This window comes from Streptococcus sp. M334 (genome assembly GCF_000187745.1).
Lineage (GTDB): Bacteria > Bacillota > Bacilli > Lactobacillales > Streptococcaceae > Streptococcus.
Map to the genome: position 1 here is coordinate 503,057 of NZ_GL732486.1, position 15,916 is coordinate 518,972.

The following is a 15,916-nucleotide window of genomic DNA, read 5'->3' on the forward strand; positions in this document are numbered from 1 at the left end:
AACGGTTCGGACTTACCGTATCATCCGTGAAAAACAATCCTCAAGAAATAAAGGAAAATCCTTCGTTTTGATATTGTTCCATTCGTAAACAGAGTCTACAATGTCTCCAATAATTGCTCCTAGCATACGATTCCTCCTTGTGACATATCAGATTCATTACACATTCCCAATGGATTGCTCTTTAAAAATGGCTCAACTAAATCAATCCACTCCTGATGTAGGTAAGATGATAAATAACCATGATTATAACCTTTTGCTTCATACAAAATTGTATTTGAATGTAGCTGATGAAATAATTTCGCTGATTCTTTCACACAGTTCAATTCTTTTTCACCATAGATATACAGAACTTGAGCTTTGCTAGCAGAAATCATATCTTTCAGCTTGTAATGCCCCATATAGTTTTTGTAAATGGTCACCAATGTTTTGACAGGCGTCCTTGGCAAATCCTCCAAATAATAAGCTTTTATTTCCTCTGGATAAGGCAGTTTAGGATAGAGTTTGTTCATCATGCTTAACTGAAGTTTGCAAGAGAATTTATTGAACATCAGTTTACCAAATAGAGACACTAGAAAGATGCTGATTTTAGCTAACCTTGGTTGAGGAATACAGAGGATTCCGTCTATAATGGCCTTCTCAGCAATTTCACTATCTAAAGATAAAAGCTCCATGGCAATTTGACCACCAAGTGAAACACCACTGATTGCAAACAATTTCCCACCACAGTTTGCTTTGATATAGTCTAGAATCTCCAATGTAGAATCTTCAGTAGAAACATAATCAAGTTGATATTCCTCGCCGTGACCATTCAAAGTGGGTAGAATAATACGGTATTTTTCTGACAAGATACGTGCTTGACGAAGATAATTCCACCAAGAACTGCCGCCACCGTGTATTAGTAAGATAGGAGGTAAATTCTTATCCCCAAATTCATGGAATTTCATGTTTAAACTCCTTACTGTAGGACTTTCACTAGCTACATCCTTGTTTAATCAGTTTGAATAAGCAGTGATACCGCCTCAACATGTGGTAATATTCTTCTTTTATATTAATAAACGAAAGGCAGTAAAAATCATTTTAGAATGATACTGTGGAACGGAAAGATTTTCACCACTTCAAAAGAAACGACATTCATCACTCCACTTTAAATTATAATAGATAATTCTCTAACATAGATCATCTAATTAGCCAATCGTTACTTTTAATAATGGATATACTAATCTAAAGTTAAAATTACTTTTCCTTACTAATTCTATTACTAGCCAACATTGTATAAATCAAATAACCAATAAAAATGATGATAAAAATAACATTAATTTTTAACACAAAATAGAGATTTAACAAATTTGCGAACGCATGAAATAATAGACAGTATCCCACAGATTTCGTTTGACGGTAAAGAAGCCCTAAAACAAAACTTAAAAATAATGTATATATAAAAAATAAAATAAAAGGAAATCCTTGATGGCTTTCTCCAACTATAAACCATAAAGGCAGATGCCAAATCCCCCAAATTAATCCTACAATCAAATTAGATTGCCAATAAGTATATTTTTTATCAAGTAACGGTTGTAATATACCTCTCCATCCTAATTCTTCATGTCCACCACCAAAAAAAATTAGTTGTATAAAGAATAATGGCATCAGATAAATTGATACTCCATTTAATTCTAAGGAAGATACAGAAAATAGTATCAAAATTGCTAACAAATGAATAATAAAATAAATACTACTATTTTTTCTTTTATTAAATACAAAATGTTTAAATTTTATATTATTCCTTTTCAAATAAAAGCCACTTGCAATAGCTGGACCAAGTGCACCTACTATATGTAACATTCTCCCTATAAATGTTTCTAATCCCAAAATATGAGATTGCGTAAAGATGGCAAGAAGCCCCCAAGCTATATAAGTAATTCCAAATGTACAATAAAGATAATTTTTTAAATTCCTTTTATCAATTTCTGTCATTTTATCTTCCTAATCTTGATTATTCTACGTATAATATTTTTTTACTGCTTCTTAGTTGCTCTCGATTATAACTACCTATATTCTATCACAAAAAACCAAAAAAAGCCTTACAATCAAGGCTTTTCATTATTCATTTCGTCAATACTTTAGTTTCGTAGATTCAGATTCGCATGATTAAAACTAGTCAATTTTCTCTGTGATGTTTCCAAGTTTATCCAATACAAGACAGGAATGATCATTTAGTGGAATTATGGGAACATTAACGAGTTCTTCAGCTCTCTCCTTATTAGCTTTATCATTCCAGGAATCATAATGGACACTAATTAAAAACTGACTAAAGAGTCCTAATCCATTTTTTATCTTTATCTGATGATCTGAATTATCATTAGGTGAAACATAGACTTTTTCTCCTAATAATAGGGCTCCTGCAGAAAATCCCATAACTTTTGTCCCTTTATTCAGCATACGATCGATATAATTTTTGAACTGCTGATTGACGTAAGTAGCTAAATACTTTTCCGTATTTCCACCACCGATAATAACTAGATCAGCATCTAGATAGCTATCAAAATTAATCTGCTCAGTGTCCAAGAGTAAGTAATCAGTGTTTAGGTTAGAAAGATGGCTTCGGAAAACTTCCGTGTACTGTTTCATATACGGTTCCCAATTTTCTCGATAAACTGTAAAAATGACAATTCTTTCGATCTTCCTTGATGACACAATTTTATTAACAATCGTATGGTTCTTTATCGGCGGATTTCCACCCATCAAAAAAATTTGTTCGTCCAATCTTTCACACTTTCTAAAGATATATAAAGTTTAAACAAGTTTATTCACGTTTCGAAATTATAAATTTTTAAAACATATCATTTTATTATAAACTGACTAAGATCGCACCAGCAATACTACATACTAGACGATTCGGACTTACCGTATCATTTCGTCGGTTTCCCTCCTTATTCTACGAGTCCTATCGTATGGGAGATCGTTTACTTCTACTTCGCTGATGCCTCAGCTTGTACAAGCAGTGATATCGCCTCAACATGTGGTGCTAGTCAACATCTATATTATAAAACGAAAGTAATAGAGTGTTTTATAGAATTATACTATAAAACGAAAGAGAATTACACACTCAACTCAACCAATTTATAAAATTCACCTTTCCGATCCATCAAGTTATCAAAAGAACCATCTTCAACAATAACTCCATTTTTCATAAAAAGAATTCTATTGTATTTTTTCAACATGCTCTTATTTAACTTATGCGTAACAACAAGAACCGTCAAATCTTGAATTTCTAAAATTGAATTTTCAATTTCACTAGTAACTTTATTATCTAAAGACGAGGTAGCCTCATCTAATAATAAGATTGGAGTTTTTCGAATCAAGGCACGCGCAATACTAAGTCTCTGTCTTTCTCCCCCAGATAGATTTGATCCATTCTCTCCACATAAAGTTTGTAGACCTAATTCATTTTCTAAAATATAACTTTCTAAGCCAGACTGCTGTACAGCTTTTTTTATATCATCTTCAGTAAAGGATTGACTAAGGGTAATATTTGCTTTTAAAGTATCATCAAAGATATAAACATCTTGCTGAACAATAGTCATTAAGTTATAAAGGCTCTCTGCTGAAATAGCTTGCAAATCTTGATTATCAATTGAGATATACCCACTTGTTACATCATAGAAACGCAGTAATAGATTGAGTAAAGTTGATTTTCCACTACCTGACATACCTACTATTGCAATTTTTTCCCCCTTTTTGATCTGCAAAGATAAATGATTAAAAATCTTTTCCTCAGCATTAGGGTAGGAAAAATCTACATTTGAAAAAGAAATGACATCATCAAAATATTCTTTCGTTTTACCAGTTTGAAGTTCGATTACATCTTTTACCTCAAATGAATTCAGTGTAGCCTGACCTTCACGGAATTTACTCATTCCCATACCAATTTCATTTAGTGGCATTACTACAAAATTGACTAGTTGAACAATAGCTGTAACACTCCCAATTGTGGTATGCCCACCGAAGACCAGATACATTCCTCCACTAAAGGCTACTAAAAAAACAATCATCCCTGAAACTTGAGAAATAACATTAGATAAAACATCAAATTTCCCTTTGATGAAATATATCTCATCCAATTTTTCGCTTTCGTTTCTGTAATCTTGACGGATAGCCTCTTTCACATTAAAACTTTTTATAACTAGAAACCCTGCTAAAATATCTTTAACCTTAGCTAAATATTTCTGATCGGCTATCATAGAACTATTTTGTAGAGAGGCTGATTTTTGTCCAATGAATCCTGAAGTCATCATAGGAATAATGCTAGCAATGATAACTAATAAGGTCAAAAACCAATTGCCTATAAACATAGCTAGGAGTGAGAAAATCATTAAGGAAATATTTTTTGAAATATTAAAATACTGGTGCAAATAATCCTGCTCAATTTTCTTTATGTTCTCAGTTAATATTGAAATAAATTTCCCTGATTTTTCCTTAGAAAATTCTCTATAATCCCTATCTAAAATAGATTTAAACACCTTATTTTTGTATCTTGACATAATCTGCCTAACAAGTTTATTTCTTAATCGAAGGGATATAAAATTAAGACTGGCATAGATAAATATTACGATAGCGCCTATTAGTATCGCTTGGGTTAGAGCTTCCCTATTTTGGGACATTCCACTATCAATTATAATTTTAATAGAATAAGCAAAAGCAATATTAGTTAAAGGAACTAGTATATTAAAAATCATGAAAGTATAAAAAGACTTCTTATGGTACTTTGTCAATTGTTTCATTCCTAAACTACCTCATAATTCTTAAATTTCATTTAGAAAATGTGACATAAAATATTCTTCTAAGTCAATATTCTCTCTCCTAAGCTCTTTCATAGAGACTTGTTCTAGCATTTCTCCATTTTTGATAACACCAATCTTATCTGCTATCTGTGAAATTTCTGATAAAATATGACTTGATATGAATATTGTAACACCACATTCCTTAGAAAGAGACAACAAAAGATTCCGAATTTTTTGAATTCCTATTGGATCTAAACCATTGATTGGTTCATCTAAAATTAACAATTTAGGTTTTGTTAGGAAAGCCCGAGCTAAACCAAGTCTCTGTCTCATTCCTAACGAAAACTCTTTTACTTTTTTAGTCGTATTTTTTAATCCGACCATCCTTAAGGCTCTTATTATATCTGATTCGGTAATATTTTTCCTCATATATTGCGCGTGAATTTCCAAAATTTCTTTTGCTGTGAGGTTTTCATAAAAAATTGGTGTTTCAATAACACTTCCAACCTGACTTAGAATCTCCTCTCTGTGATCTTGTAAATTTTTTCCAAAGATTTCAATACTACCAGATGTAACAGTTGATAAGGATAACATGCATTTCATTAAAGTTGTTTTCCCTGCGCCATTTGGTCCTAAAAATCCATAGATTTCTCCTTCAGAAATTTGTAAGTTAATACCACTTAAAATTTCTTCCTTAGCAATAGTTTTAAAAAGTTCTTTTATTTCAACAATATTTCCCATTTCTATCTCTCTTTCTATAGCCAGCTTTAAATGCAAAAATTTTTTATTAAGGATCATAAATACCAATTTATACAGTTCTTCTTTTAAAGTAATCATCAAAGAATTATCACTTTACTTTCATTAAATTCAGCTATACTACTTGGTATTAATATCTTTTCTTGAAATATTATAAATTAAAAATGAAACAATCATTAAACTTATGAAACTAGCAAATATTAAGAAGAATAAGTTATCAACAAAATTATTCGTTAAACTGCCTGGACTTACATTCGAAAGTAACGCTGCTAAACCAAGTCCTGAAAGCATAGTTATAGCTATTGAATGCCTAATCATGCCTAAAACAAAAGGTAGTATTCCGATTAATACCGTTCCAAACGTAATTCCAGCTAAGTTAATCATTTGATTAGCTACTGGGATATAATTTGATTCAGTTAAAACTGCAACTAATTTTATTAATAATTGAATCACTAAATGTGCAGTAAAATGAGCAATAAATGATATCAGAATTACTGTAAGCACTTTTCCCCATAGTAACTTTATTTTAGAAACAGGGTAGGAAAACAGCTGAAAAATTGTTCTTCGTTTAAATTCATCAATAATAATCGTAGACAATAAATAAGATTCAAAAATCAAAAATGCTGCTTTAGTAAATAAAGATCCAAACAATGATGTTGCAATTGCCCAATTTTCCCATTTATCAGCAATTCTAAAATTATCAGAACTCTGCCCTACAAATTCTCCCAATTTATTATCCGTACCTAGCCCCATGATGATAATTCCTGTAATACCTAAAACTATCAATATAGTACCCAACCAGGCTAAAAATAATTTAGATTTAGAAACTTTATTTAATTCAATTTTAATAAGCGACAACATAGATTTTTCCTCCAAAAAATTTTGTTAATATTAATTACACTATTCAAAAAACACCTTACATACTCCCGATATGTTAAGATTCAAAAATAAACATACTAAAGGTATGTATACTGGAATTTTTAATACCATATCTAGAGTATGGTATTTTTTAAAATATCAATACTTAAAATTTATTTGACACCTTTTAAGTGATCAAATAATTGGAAAATTACTTCCATCATTTCATCAGTAATCAACTGCACTCCCAAACCTTCAAAAGTTAGTTTAATGAACTTCATTTTACTCTTTAATTCTTCTACTGAATAAATAGAAATTTGAAACCCAATCCAAATATTCAAAGTTAAAACAATCAAATCAGCTAGCTCTTCAGGATATTCTGTTTTAATTGATTTATCTTTAACACCTTCGAAAACTTTTTCTCTAATCCCTGGTAAAAAATCAGAAAATAAACTTAAATACTGCTCTCCTAACAAACGTGGACTTCTTAGCATAATTGAGACAGAGTATACTAATCTTTGTTGTTCTAAATTAGAGAACGCATCCATCAAAGAATTTTGTATTTTTTCTAATGCAGTATCTCCTCTCCAATTGTAATTTAAAATTTCTTGATTATTTTCGCTAATGATTGATTGCAATATTTCATCTTTAGACTCGAAATGATGATAAATAACACCTTTTGTCAACCCACCTAACCCATCGATTATATCTTGTATTGAGGTATTATCAAATCCTTTTTCTAAAAATAAATCTTTCGAAACTTCTAGTATTTTTTTTCTAGTTTCATGTGGGTTTCTATTCCTTGCCATTATAACTCCTTTCCAACATACTAATGGTACGTAATTTCATTATAATGCAAGAAACTAATAATGTCAAGTTCTTTATTGGAAAATGCAAAAAAGCCTTAAAATCAAGGCTTTCAGAACGTAGACAACCCCTACCAGCAATAGAAAAATTGCCATATTGTAGGTTGGATACTATATTGTAAAAACTCTTAGGAATGTTGGTATAGCGCTATTCTTAACAGTTTTTTAGTTTCTCTAATTAAAGAAAAAGACTGAAGAAAATTGTCCAAAATGAACTTTTTTCTTCAGTCTGAGGTCACATTAATGTGCCCTTTTCAAGGATATTCACAATATTGAATTGATTGAGAAGGTGCAAAAATGAATCTGCTTGAGTTCCATAGGAACCAACTACAAATGGATTACTTCAGTGATAGCTATCGTCAGTTTGAGTTAGACTTCTATCGCTTTTCAGCACTTGATATAACATTAACATTTTTGACAGATGATATCTTGTTAACTATGGCTAAATCCCCCAAAAAACTATTTTAAGCTTAACAAAGATAATTCCAAAGATTGTCGAGATCATTATTTTCTATTCAATGTTGAAACTGTCGAAAAAAATAATCTCACTAGGAAATATATATACTTAAAGACTGTTTATGCTATAGATTAAAAAGAAGACCCTTCTTCTTTTTAATCTATTATTTTTTTGAATTAAAATCTGATAAATATTTAGCCACAGACTTATAATCAGATGGAGTCCTTTCACTTGGATCAATAAGTTTATGCTGGGTATGATCCTCATTCTCAATAAGGAAAAAATTACCTTTAAAATAGATTTGAGTCTCCAAAGAATGGATATATATATAACGATAGGGAGTCCACAATCCAAGCTCACTCTCATAGGTAGAATATATTCCATACTTTTTTAATTCCTCCATTAAAGCCAATAAATGAATATCCGTATTTTTAGCTCTGGAGTTCTTATTAGTTATCATAATCATATCATTAGCGGAAAATGCACTTTTAAGCCTGTAATGGTTAGCTGCCATCTTATTAAACATTAATTCGTAATTTTCTATAAAGGCATATCTCCAATCATGACTATCAATTTTCCCTGAATTTTCAAAAACAATTCGTATATACTCATTCTTCAAGTCTTTATTCAGATTAATTTCATCAAGAATTCTTCTAACAAATATATTCCGTGATGAAAATAATTTTTTCAGACTCGGTGTGCTCGAACTCTCGTTTGGATCATCTTGGCAAAGTGTCTTATAACTATCAACATTAAGTGTGTAATCTCCAAGGGATAATAAAGCAACTCTCAGTAAACGTCCTTCAATAGCTTTATTGTTATCAAACATATTTGATATCTTATTCCAATAATGTGATATCGTTTCACGTTTATATATTAAAGAGTCGTCAGATTCGAAGAAGAAACAGCTTCGTATTTGACCGCTAAAATAAGGATGCTCTTCAGCTCGAAAAATAAGAGCCTTCAAAGATTTATCAGTAATAATTAGTTTAGCTTTTTCTATCTCTTCAGAAACTTGTTCATAATTAAAACCTGAAATTCTATTGCCTTCAGATAAATGATCTAAAAGATCTGACATATAAGGGATTTGCTCGTTTATCCCATTAATAGCCCTTTCATATGGAGTTTGATAATCAATATCAGAATTATCTATTAGGTTCCTGAAGATACGGTACCATTTTTCAAAGCTATTATCTAAATGTAATCCATTATGAAGTATAAACTTTGAAATAACATGGAAATAAACTCTAGATTTCAGACTTTTATTCTCAATTGCCTTAACTAAAGTACTAGAGACATCTGGATACTTATTTTCAGATAGAAATTCAAGTACACCCACTATTAAATCTACATGTTCTAAATTTATAGATTCAAAATTAACTTTAGAAGTCCAATTTTCACGCTCAGAATAATCCAACGAATCTAAATTATTGATAAGGGCGATTTCAAATAAATTTAAAAATTTATATCAAATTTATCTTTATCGATTTTCCATACAGTATCCGTCCACTTAGTATCCAAATTTTTAGTAAAACTACTAGCTAATTCTCCGTTAATTATATGTAATCTAGAAATGAATCTTGCTTTGAAGTTTTCAAAATCTGTCAGAGGCCTTCCTCTGGAATTTAATTTGATATAAAGTTCATCTTCAGAGCCAAGTTCATCAATATCTAAGAAATTGAATACAACTTTATGTCCATCAATTTTACTTAAAATTTCCTCATAATCAAAATTATCATGAAATTGTTCAGTTATCTCATCTAATGTAACAAGTGCTCCTTGAACAGTAGGGTCTAACAGCCAAGAGTCTGCAAACCATGATGCATCTTTAATAAATTCAGATGGAAGTACAGTAGTTTCGAAAATATCTTTTCTGAATTCAAACAAACTAGTGAAAAACTGTTTGGAAGAATCTCTTGTCTCGTAGGAAAAATTACGTAGAAAATCGCAGCTCTCACTATTTCTAAATGCGTACAAGTAAACTAAAAACAAAGTTGTCAATCTTTGCTGACCATCTAGCGGAATAAATTGACCGTTTGATGACTTTCCATAGATAAAATTTAAGTCTAAAGGCAGATTATCCTCACTTGTTAAGGCTGTATTTATGTCTTGTAGTAGCTTCTTCCTAACATCAGTAGTTCTAACGTCTAGTCTACCTTGGGCATAATCTCTCTGAATTAAAGGAATAACAACATTATAGTTTTCCAAAAGTGTTTTCAAGTTGAACTTAGTTTGCTCACTCATACCTACTCCTCTTCCAAATTAAAAAACTTAGCTAATTCTTTCTTCATAGAACTAATATAATCAGATTTGTCATCCTCAGTCCAAGAGTTAAAGTTTTCAGGATTACAACTATATACCTTCAAAAAAACATTCCGAGTACAAACAGGTACAAATTTACCTTCAGCATCAACTTCGATAATAGTTTTCCTTTTTTCATAAAAGGGGGCATCCTGATAACTTCTATTGGTATTCTGATCCAATAATGTCAAATTTCCAATACTGTCATCAGGCTCCGCACTTTCATCGGCAGTTGCATGAATATGCTCAATATCCCATTTTTCTTTTTTATATAAATCAAATGGAAAACGGTACTGTTTTTCTCCTTTATTAATCAACGTCACTAAGTTAAAAAGCAACAATAGACTCCGTACAGATTTGCTTCCATATGAAAGATTCTCAATATCTTCAATCTCAGGGATTGTTTCACAGGCAAGCTCTTTTAACTTAGTGAAAGCCTCCGACTTTTTATTTTCTCTCGTAGCAGCAAACACTTTATTAATATTCAAGCTATTTAAAGAAAGTAAATAGCCGATAAGGTGATATCTATCTAGATCCATATACCAATTGTTCAATTCCTCAAATAACAATTGGATAGAATTCCAGAACTGATTTATAAACTCTACTTTATTTTTCGCAATCTTATATCCCTCATAAATAGTGTAAAAAGTGCTATATTTGTCTATACTACTATTGACTGGGTCATTGTTAGCTTGTAGGTTAAATAAAAAATCAATCCTAGTATCGTATATTGCATTATTAGTTAAAAAGTTCCAAAATGTATCTTGCTGGAGTCGGTGTTCAATCCGATTCCAGGCTATCGAACGATGTATTCTTTCACTCTCATATCCATCCACATAATTATTTTTATCTAATATAAGAGCTTTAATAAGTTCTGCATTTGTCAATGGAATTTTTCCCAAGTTTACTTTCGTAAAAATATTAATTGGATCCTCAGTTTCATCAATTTCGTACCAAATGAAGAATACTGATTCTGTCAGTACCTTGTATATATCATGTAAAGCATTATCCGAATTAATATCATCTTTATCAAGCCAATCATCAATTGCAGAAAAAGCATTGCTAATATGACTAGCATCAATATCGTATTCTGCAATAAGTTTGTATGTATCAAAACTTAATTCTTTTAAATATCTGCTACTTTTTTCTCTCGTTTCGTATGCTAATTCAAAAAACTCATATTGATTACTTCTTCTACGGCTACTCCCAAATTCTGCGGACATAAATTTCAGGAAAATAAAAATAGTTGTCAACCTCTGTTGTCCATCAACAACATCATAGGTGTTTTCAGAAACTTTTTTTACAATTAAAGGTTGCAAACAATACTTTAATTTAGAATCATGATTGTACAAGTCCTCTAATAGAGTGATCACCTCGTGCTTAGTCCAACGATATCCTCTTTGATACGATGGAACATTAAATTTCATACCTTTCAACTCTTCAATTCGTTTCTCAGCAATTCCCATATATAGTACTCAACTTTCTTATGTTAAAAAACCAAACACTTTCAGCGCGAATGGTATTATTAATATCAACAATTATTATACCACAAATTCTCTTACACTCCTATTTGATTACAGTATAAATTAGCGGCATCAATCTTAAAAATATAACTTCACGCATTTAACCAATTAAAAAAGGTATACATTTATTCCTATAAAGCCATGCCCATTGGAAATAAATATATACCCTAAATGTTAATGGAAATAAAAACCCAACTACTCCACCTATCAAACCAAGACACTCAACTGCTGCTCTCAGTTTGATACTTCACCATACATCACAAAAAGTATTGATTTAAAGAATTTTTCTATTCGATTTATCAAAAGGTTCTAGGCTTTTACCAGCAAAGCTACACACTCGACGTGGTGTGTCTGAGGAAATAAGTCCACTGGCTGTACTTTCTTCAACTCATATCCCAATTCTCGGTAGAGTTTGATATCACGCGCCATAGTTGCAACATTACATGAGATATAGGCGATGCGGTCTGCTCCAGTTTGGCTACTTGCCTTGATAAAGCTTTCTGTGAGTCCTTTTCTTGGTGGGTCCACTAGGATAAGGCTTGGTTGAATGCCATCTTTAAGCCAGCTTTTCATGGCGTTTTCAGCTGTGTCGCAAACATAGTGGGCGTTTGAAATATTGTTCAGTTGAGCATTCTTCTCGCTATTTTCAACCGCCTCTGGAATCACTTCAACACCATAAACTTCTTTGACGAGTTTCGCAACAGAAAGACCAATCGTCCCGATACCAGAATAGGCATCAATAACCACATCATCTGATTTTAATGCTGCAAAGTCAATAGCTGTTTGATAAAGTTTTTCAGCCATTTTAGTATTGACTTGGTAAAATGCTGGTCCAGAGATTTGGTAGTCATTTCCCAACATCTGGTCAGTAATAAAGTCTTGTCCATAAAGTGTGTGCCATTCCTTACCAAAAATCGCATTAGTATTTTTGTCGTTGATATTTTGCATGACAGACACAATCTCTGGGAACTGCTTGACTAGTTGTTCAATCAATTGCTCCACTCGGAAAATTTTAGGACGAGTTGTTACTAAGATAACCATGATTTGGCCAGAATAGTGCCCACGACGCACCACAAGATTCCGAATCAAGCCAGCTTGTTCCTTTTCATCATAAGGTTTCAAATCATAACGGCGGAGCAAGTCGCGTAGGGCTACTACTAGCTCATCAATCACAGAATCTTGGATAAAGAAATCTTCAATAGGCAGGAGGTCGTGGGAATTCTTATGGAAAAATCCAGTTTCCAAAATACCATTTACTCGACGAACAGGGACCTGCGCCTTGTTGCGATACTTGACTGGATGTTCCATACCGAGCGTTTCAGCAACCCCTACATCTGCAATTCCAGCAATCTTGTAGAGACTGTCCTTGACTTGCTTAGTTTTAAATTTGAGCTGTTCTGGATAGGCAAGATGACCCAAATCAGCGATTCCTGAACGCAGGTAATCCAAATCTAGATCTTGATTACGGTGTGGCGACTGGACAAGGTATTCTTCAACTTTCCCAAAGCCAATCTTTTTATTAACCTTGAGAACTCGCATGAGGATTTTTTCACTTGGTAAAGCATTCTCTACAAAAAATACCAAACCATCCACCTTGGCCACCCCGGCCCCTTCGTGGGTCAAATCAACAATTTCAACTTCTACAATATCATTTTTCTTTAACATTTTATTCTCTTTCTATTGACCGACAAAAAAGACGGCAACATTACGGTTACCATCTATTATACCATGATTTTTCTTAAGAACCAAAACTCTTGAAGAAGTTGACAATGGCTTGCCAGAGGGAGCTTAAAAAGTTCGCGCCGTCCTCTATCGCCTTATCAGCATCAAAGTTAAGGTTGATATTTTTAAAACTATCGCCAGCTTGTGAAACAATACTTTGTTTAAGGTCATTTAGGGTTTTAGTGAAGTCAGCATTGCTGAGAATATCACTCTTTGAGAGATTTAAAGCAAAATTGATGATGATATTGATCTGGTTTCCTGTTATAACCTGATCAAGTTTGTAATTTTTTAAGGTATCTTCAACGATTTTACGGACATCTTCCTCCGTCAGATTTCCCTTGCTTTCTTTAGCTTTGGCGAGTCCTGACTTGATGTCGGCTAGGGCAACGTTTAATTTATTAGCATCATAGCCTGACTTGTCCTTGTTTTCAGCATTGATATCTGACAAAGCCTTTAGCTCTTCTTGAGCCAAATCTTTGTTGGCTTGCGGCACCTTGGCTCCATTAGCTTCTAGTGAATAATAAATTCCTGCTAAAGCACTTTCTCCTGTAACGGGAATAGGGGCTGCTACAGTGATTTTGGCGTGTTCCACACCCAAAGTTACGGCCGCATTGCGGTACATATCCTGCGTCACCTTAGTGATGTTTTCTGGTGTTTCAATCTTGACCTCAAGGGGCGACTTGTCACCTAGTTTTTGAATCTTGGCTGATGAATACAGTTGTAAGCTAGAGTCATTTGCCACATTCATGATTTTAGAATAGACATCAGGTGTCATGGTCTTGAGTTCTTTGGTGTCTGTTGAGGCATTGTATCCCAGTTTTTTAAGGGTTTGATTTTTTTGGTCGTCAGACAATGATGAACCTAGGACATATTCAGGTTGGACATAGGTTTCATCGATAACTTTTTGCACATCTGTTGCTGCATGGGCGCTATTCATAGCTGTTACTGCCCACAAGACCGCAGCACTGGTCAGAAAGAGTTTCTTTCTCATAGGGAATTTCCTCCTTTACCTTTCTAGAGTAATATATCTATCTTAAAGAAAACTTATAACAAAAACACCTGGTCTAGCCAGATGTCGAAAAGAGAGTGAAACATTTGATGATGTAAAGGTTGAGTTGCACCTGTCTAGAATAATAATAGTTTCCTCCATTTACATAGAGTTCAGCACCGTGAAAAATGGAAATGGGGTGCATATAACTATAAGTCTTTCCAGTGGTATTGCCAAGCAAAGGGGCAACAGTCTCACGAGAGTACTGTTTGGCCAGAGCCAAGGTGTTTTCCTTGCCATTTTGGGCGATAAAATCGATATAGGCAGGTCCAAAATTATAGGCTTGAACAGCTGTCCAGACATCAACACCCTTCTTCTGAGCCAGATACAGATTGTCTGTCAGAGTTTGAACGCCTTGCCGAATGCTAGAGGCATTATCATTGATGGTGTTGGTGGAACCACTTGCAGACTCACTAGACTGCATAACATCGCCTTCTTTTCCTTTTGTTTCGGTATAAATCATAGCGAGCACAAGCTCTTCGTTTGCTGGGGTGTCTTTTTCACTCAAGATTTCTCTAACCATGGGTTGATAGGTCATGACTTGCTTGACATCTTGGTGAACACGGTAAACTTTGTAGCCAGCAAAAAGGAAGACTGCTAGTACAAGCACTCTTCGAATTCGTTTAAACATTATTTACTTTGGATATCCTCGATATTTTTGATTAAGATAGAGTAGGTTCCATTATCATTTTGAATAAACTCAACAGACTCGGCGTCTTGATAGACGTTATTGGGAACGATGAGCTCAATTCCATTTGACAAGGAGAGTTTTTGGTTTTCAAATTTCTTTAATTGGCGACTGGCATCAATTTCATCAAATTGAACAGGTTCTGGTACAGATTCTTTAACTTGGTCAATAAAGCTTAAACGAGCCGTCAGATTATTGTCAAAAAGGTCGTTTGCCAATTTCTCAGGCGATAATTCATTGCTTTCTTCCAGGTTGTTGAAAATCGCTGATTTGACCTTAGATTGAAATTGAAAATCATCTGTGTTAAAAGATTCAGCAATTCTCTGGGCCGTTTTTTCCAGTTCTTTGATAGATTTCTTAGGAGAAATCTTAGGAGCGACAGCTAAAAGATTTTCTGAAAAATAGTTCAAAAAAGTCCCGTTGTATTTGATTCGTTTTTCAATCAGATGATACTTGCGGCTCTGAAGATTGACCACCAAGGCTTCGTCGGCACCCGTTCCAAATCCAGGCAGGTTATTCTGAGTCAGCTTGATTGGATTATCAACTTCTCCACCGAGGTGAGTCAAGGTCTCCCGCAGAGCAATTCGCAAGAAAGCCAAATGTTCTACACCTTCTTTAGAAAATTGTACAAAAATCAAGTCATTGGTCTTGAGATTTTCTGAAATGCTGAACTCCTCTTTCCAGAGATTAGCCAGTGTTACTGATGTCTCCAACAAATCATCTGTGATGTGATTGAAGAAGGGATTTTCTTCTTCGAAAATCCCAGTCTTAGCCTCATCTGAATACACACGTTCAATTTTTTTACGTAGGTATTCTTCGATTTTTGGAGTAATATTGAGAAACTTATCCGCTAGGAACAGCTCGGTATCATCCGGACTGAACTGGTGAATAATGGCTTTCTTAATATAAATATCCATAA

Annotated in this window: 14 protein-coding genes and 2 pseudogenes; 1 reads left to right on the forward strand and 15 read right to left on the reverse strand. The window is 33.2% G+C overall.

Annotation, left to right across the window (positions count from 1 at the left end):
• Positions 1-13: 13 nt before the first annotated feature.
• From HMPREF0851_RS15605 to HMPREF0851_RS06990, 8 genes and pseudogenes are all read right to left on the reverse strand, one after another.
• Positions 14-126 (reverse strand): annotated as a pseudogene (locus HMPREF0851_RS15605) (ADP-ribosylglycohydrolase); the annotation flags it as partial.
• Positions 120-944: an alpha/beta fold hydrolase gene (locus HMPREF0851_RS06960; protein WP_000668462.1), complete on the reverse strand. Its 825-nt coding sequence runs from the start codon at positions 942-944 to the stop codon at positions 120-122. The pseudogene HMPREF0851_RS15605 and the gene HMPREF0851_RS06960, both read right to left, overlap by 7 nt.
• A 289-nt stretch (positions 945-1,233) precedes the next feature.
• Positions 1,234-1,971 carry a CPBP family intramembrane glutamic endopeptidase gene (locus tag HMPREF0851_RS06965; protein ID WP_000134976.1) on the reverse strand — a complete coding sequence of 246 codons (738 nt, stop codon included), beginning with the start codon at positions 1,969-1,971 and terminating at the stop codon, positions 1,234-1,236.
• 180 nt (positions 1,972-2,151) lie between these two features.
• Positions 2,152-2,760, reverse strand: a complete 609-nt coding sequence (locus tag HMPREF0851_RS06970) for a Type 1 glutamine amidotransferase-like domain-containing protein (protein WP_000344264.1) — start codon at positions 2,758-2,760, stop codon at positions 2,152-2,154.
• A 335-nt stretch (positions 2,761-3,095) separates the two neighbouring features.
• The gene (locus HMPREF0851_RS06975; RefSeq protein WP_009014206.1) at positions 3,096-4,778 is read right to left on the reverse strand and encodes an ABC transporter ATP-binding protein; all 1,683 of its coding nucleotides are present in this window, start codon (positions 4,776-4,778) and stop codon (positions 3,096-3,098) included.
• 21 nt (positions 4,779-4,799) lie between these two features.
• Positions 4,800-5,519 carry an ABC transporter ATP-binding protein gene (locus HMPREF0851_RS06980; protein WP_009014207.1) on the reverse strand — a complete coding sequence of 240 codons (720 nt, stop codon included), beginning with the start codon at positions 5,517-5,519 and terminating at the stop codon, positions 4,800-4,802.
• Between the two features lie 135 nt (positions 5,520-5,654).
• Positions 5,655-6,395 (reverse strand): ABC transporter permease, encoded by a 741-nt coding sequence (locus tag HMPREF0851_RS06985; RefSeq protein ID WP_000949751.1) that lies wholly within the window; start codon positions 6,393-6,395, stop codon positions 5,655-5,657.
• A 170-nt stretch (positions 6,396-6,565) separates the two neighbouring features.
• Complete coding sequence (locus tag HMPREF0851_RS06990; RefSeq protein WP_000113540.1) at positions 6,566-7,201, reverse strand: TetR/AcrR family transcriptional regulator; 636 nt, start codon at positions 7,199-7,201, stop codon at positions 6,566-6,568.
• Positions 7,202-7,555: 354 nt separating this feature from the next.
• Here HMPREF0851_RS06990 and HMPREF0851_RS06995 point away from each other — a divergent pair.
• Positions 7,556-7,850, forward strand: a pseudogene (locus tag HMPREF0851_RS06995) (DUF5960 family protein).
• Between the two features lie 28 nt (positions 7,851-7,878).
• Here HMPREF0851_RS06995 and HMPREF0851_RS07000 read toward each other — a convergent pair.
• From HMPREF0851_RS07000 to HMPREF0851_RS07030, 7 genes are all read right to left on the reverse strand, one after another.
• The gene (locus HMPREF0851_RS07000) at positions 7,879-9,132 is read right to left on the reverse strand and encodes a hypothetical protein (protein ID WP_000386580.1); all 1,254 of its coding nucleotides are present in this window, start codon (positions 9,130-9,132) and stop codon (positions 7,879-7,881) included.
• A gap of 38 nt (positions 9,133-9,170) precedes the next feature.
• Positions 9,171-9,959 (reverse strand): DUF262 domain-containing protein, encoded by a 789-nt coding sequence (locus HMPREF0851_RS07005; protein WP_009014208.1) that lies wholly within the window; start codon positions 9,957-9,959, stop codon positions 9,171-9,173.
• A 2-nt stretch (positions 9,960-9,961) separates the two neighbouring features.
• Positions 9,962-11,482: a DUF262 domain-containing protein gene (locus HMPREF0851_RS07010; RefSeq protein WP_000510392.1), complete on the reverse strand. Its 1,521-nt coding sequence runs from the start codon at positions 11,480-11,482 to the stop codon at positions 9,962-9,964.
• 366 nt (positions 11,483-11,848) lie between these two features.
• On the reverse strand, positions 11,849-13,204 hold the full coding sequence (rlmD, locus tag HMPREF0851_RS07015; RefSeq protein WP_000914562.1) for a 23S rRNA (uracil(1939)-C(5))-methyltransferase RlmD: 1,356 nt from the start codon (positions 13,202-13,204) through the stop codon (positions 11,849-11,851).
• Positions 13,205-13,277: 73 nt separating this feature from the next.
• Positions 13,278-14,252 carry a DUF1002 domain-containing protein gene (locus tag HMPREF0851_RS07020; RefSeq protein ID WP_001227747.1) on the reverse strand — a complete coding sequence of 325 codons (975 nt, stop codon included), beginning with the start codon at positions 14,250-14,252 and terminating at the stop codon, positions 13,278-13,280.
• A gap of 73 nt (positions 14,253-14,325) precedes the next feature.
• On the reverse strand, positions 14,326-14,940 hold the full coding sequence (pmp23, locus tag HMPREF0851_RS07025) for a cell wall hydrolase Pmp23 (protein WP_000476391.1): 615 nt from the start codon (positions 14,938-14,940) through the stop codon (positions 14,326-14,328).
• Complete coding sequence (locus tag HMPREF0851_RS07030) at positions 14,940-15,914, reverse strand: nucleoid-associated protein (RefSeq protein WP_000356106.1); 975 nt, start codon at positions 15,912-15,914, stop codon at positions 14,940-14,942. Before HMPREF0851_RS07030 ends, pmp23 begins: the two co-directional genes overlap by 1 nt.
• Positions 15,915-15,916 lie beyond the last annotated feature (2 nt).

Coding starts and splice junctions, on each gene's coding strand:
- HMPREF0851_RS06960 (WP_000668462.1), bottom strand. CDS start 944: ATGAAATTCCATGAATTTGGGGATAAGAATTTACCTCCTATCTTACTA.
- HMPREF0851_RS06965 (WP_000134976.1), bottom strand. CDS start 1,971: ATGACAGAAATTGATAAAAGGAATTTAAAAAATTATCTTTATTGTACA.
- HMPREF0851_RS06975 (WP_009014206.1), bottom strand. CDS start 4,778: ATGAAACAATTGACAAAGTACCATAAGAAGTCTTTTTATACTTTCATG.
- HMPREF0851_RS06980 (WP_009014207.1), bottom strand. CDS start 5,519: ATGGGAAATATTGTTGAAATAAAAGAACTTTTTAAAACTATTGCTAAG.
- HMPREF0851_RS06985 (WP_000949751.1), bottom strand. CDS start 6,395: ATGTTGTCGCTTATTAAAATTGAATTAAATAAAGTTTCTAAATCTAAA.
- HMPREF0851_RS06990 (WP_000113540.1), bottom strand. CDS start 7,201: ATGGCAAGGAATAGAAACCCACATGAAACTAGAAAAAAAATACTAGAA.
- HMPREF0851_RS07005 (WP_009014208.1), bottom strand. CDS start 9,959: ATGAGTGAGCAAACTAAGTTCAACTTGAAAACACTTTTGGAAAACTAT.
- HMPREF0851_RS07010 (WP_000510392.1), bottom strand. CDS start 11,482: ATGGGAATTGCTGAGAAACGAATTGAAGAGTTGAAAGGTATGAAATTT.
- rlmD (WP_000914562.1), bottom strand. CDS start 13,204: ATGTTAAAGAAAAATGATATTGTAGAAGTTGAAATTGTTGATTTGACC.
- HMPREF0851_RS07020 (WP_001227747.1), bottom strand. CDS start 14,252: ATGAGAAAGAAACTCTTTCTGACCAGTGCTGCGGTCTTGTGGGCAGTA.
- pmp23 (WP_000476391.1), bottom strand. CDS start 14,940: ATGTTTAAACGAATTCGAAGAGTGCTTGTACTAGCAGTCTTCCTTTTT.
- HMPREF0851_RS07030 (WP_000356106.1), bottom strand. CDS start 15,914: ATGGATATTTATATTAAGAAAGCCATTATTCACCAGTTCAGTCCGGAT.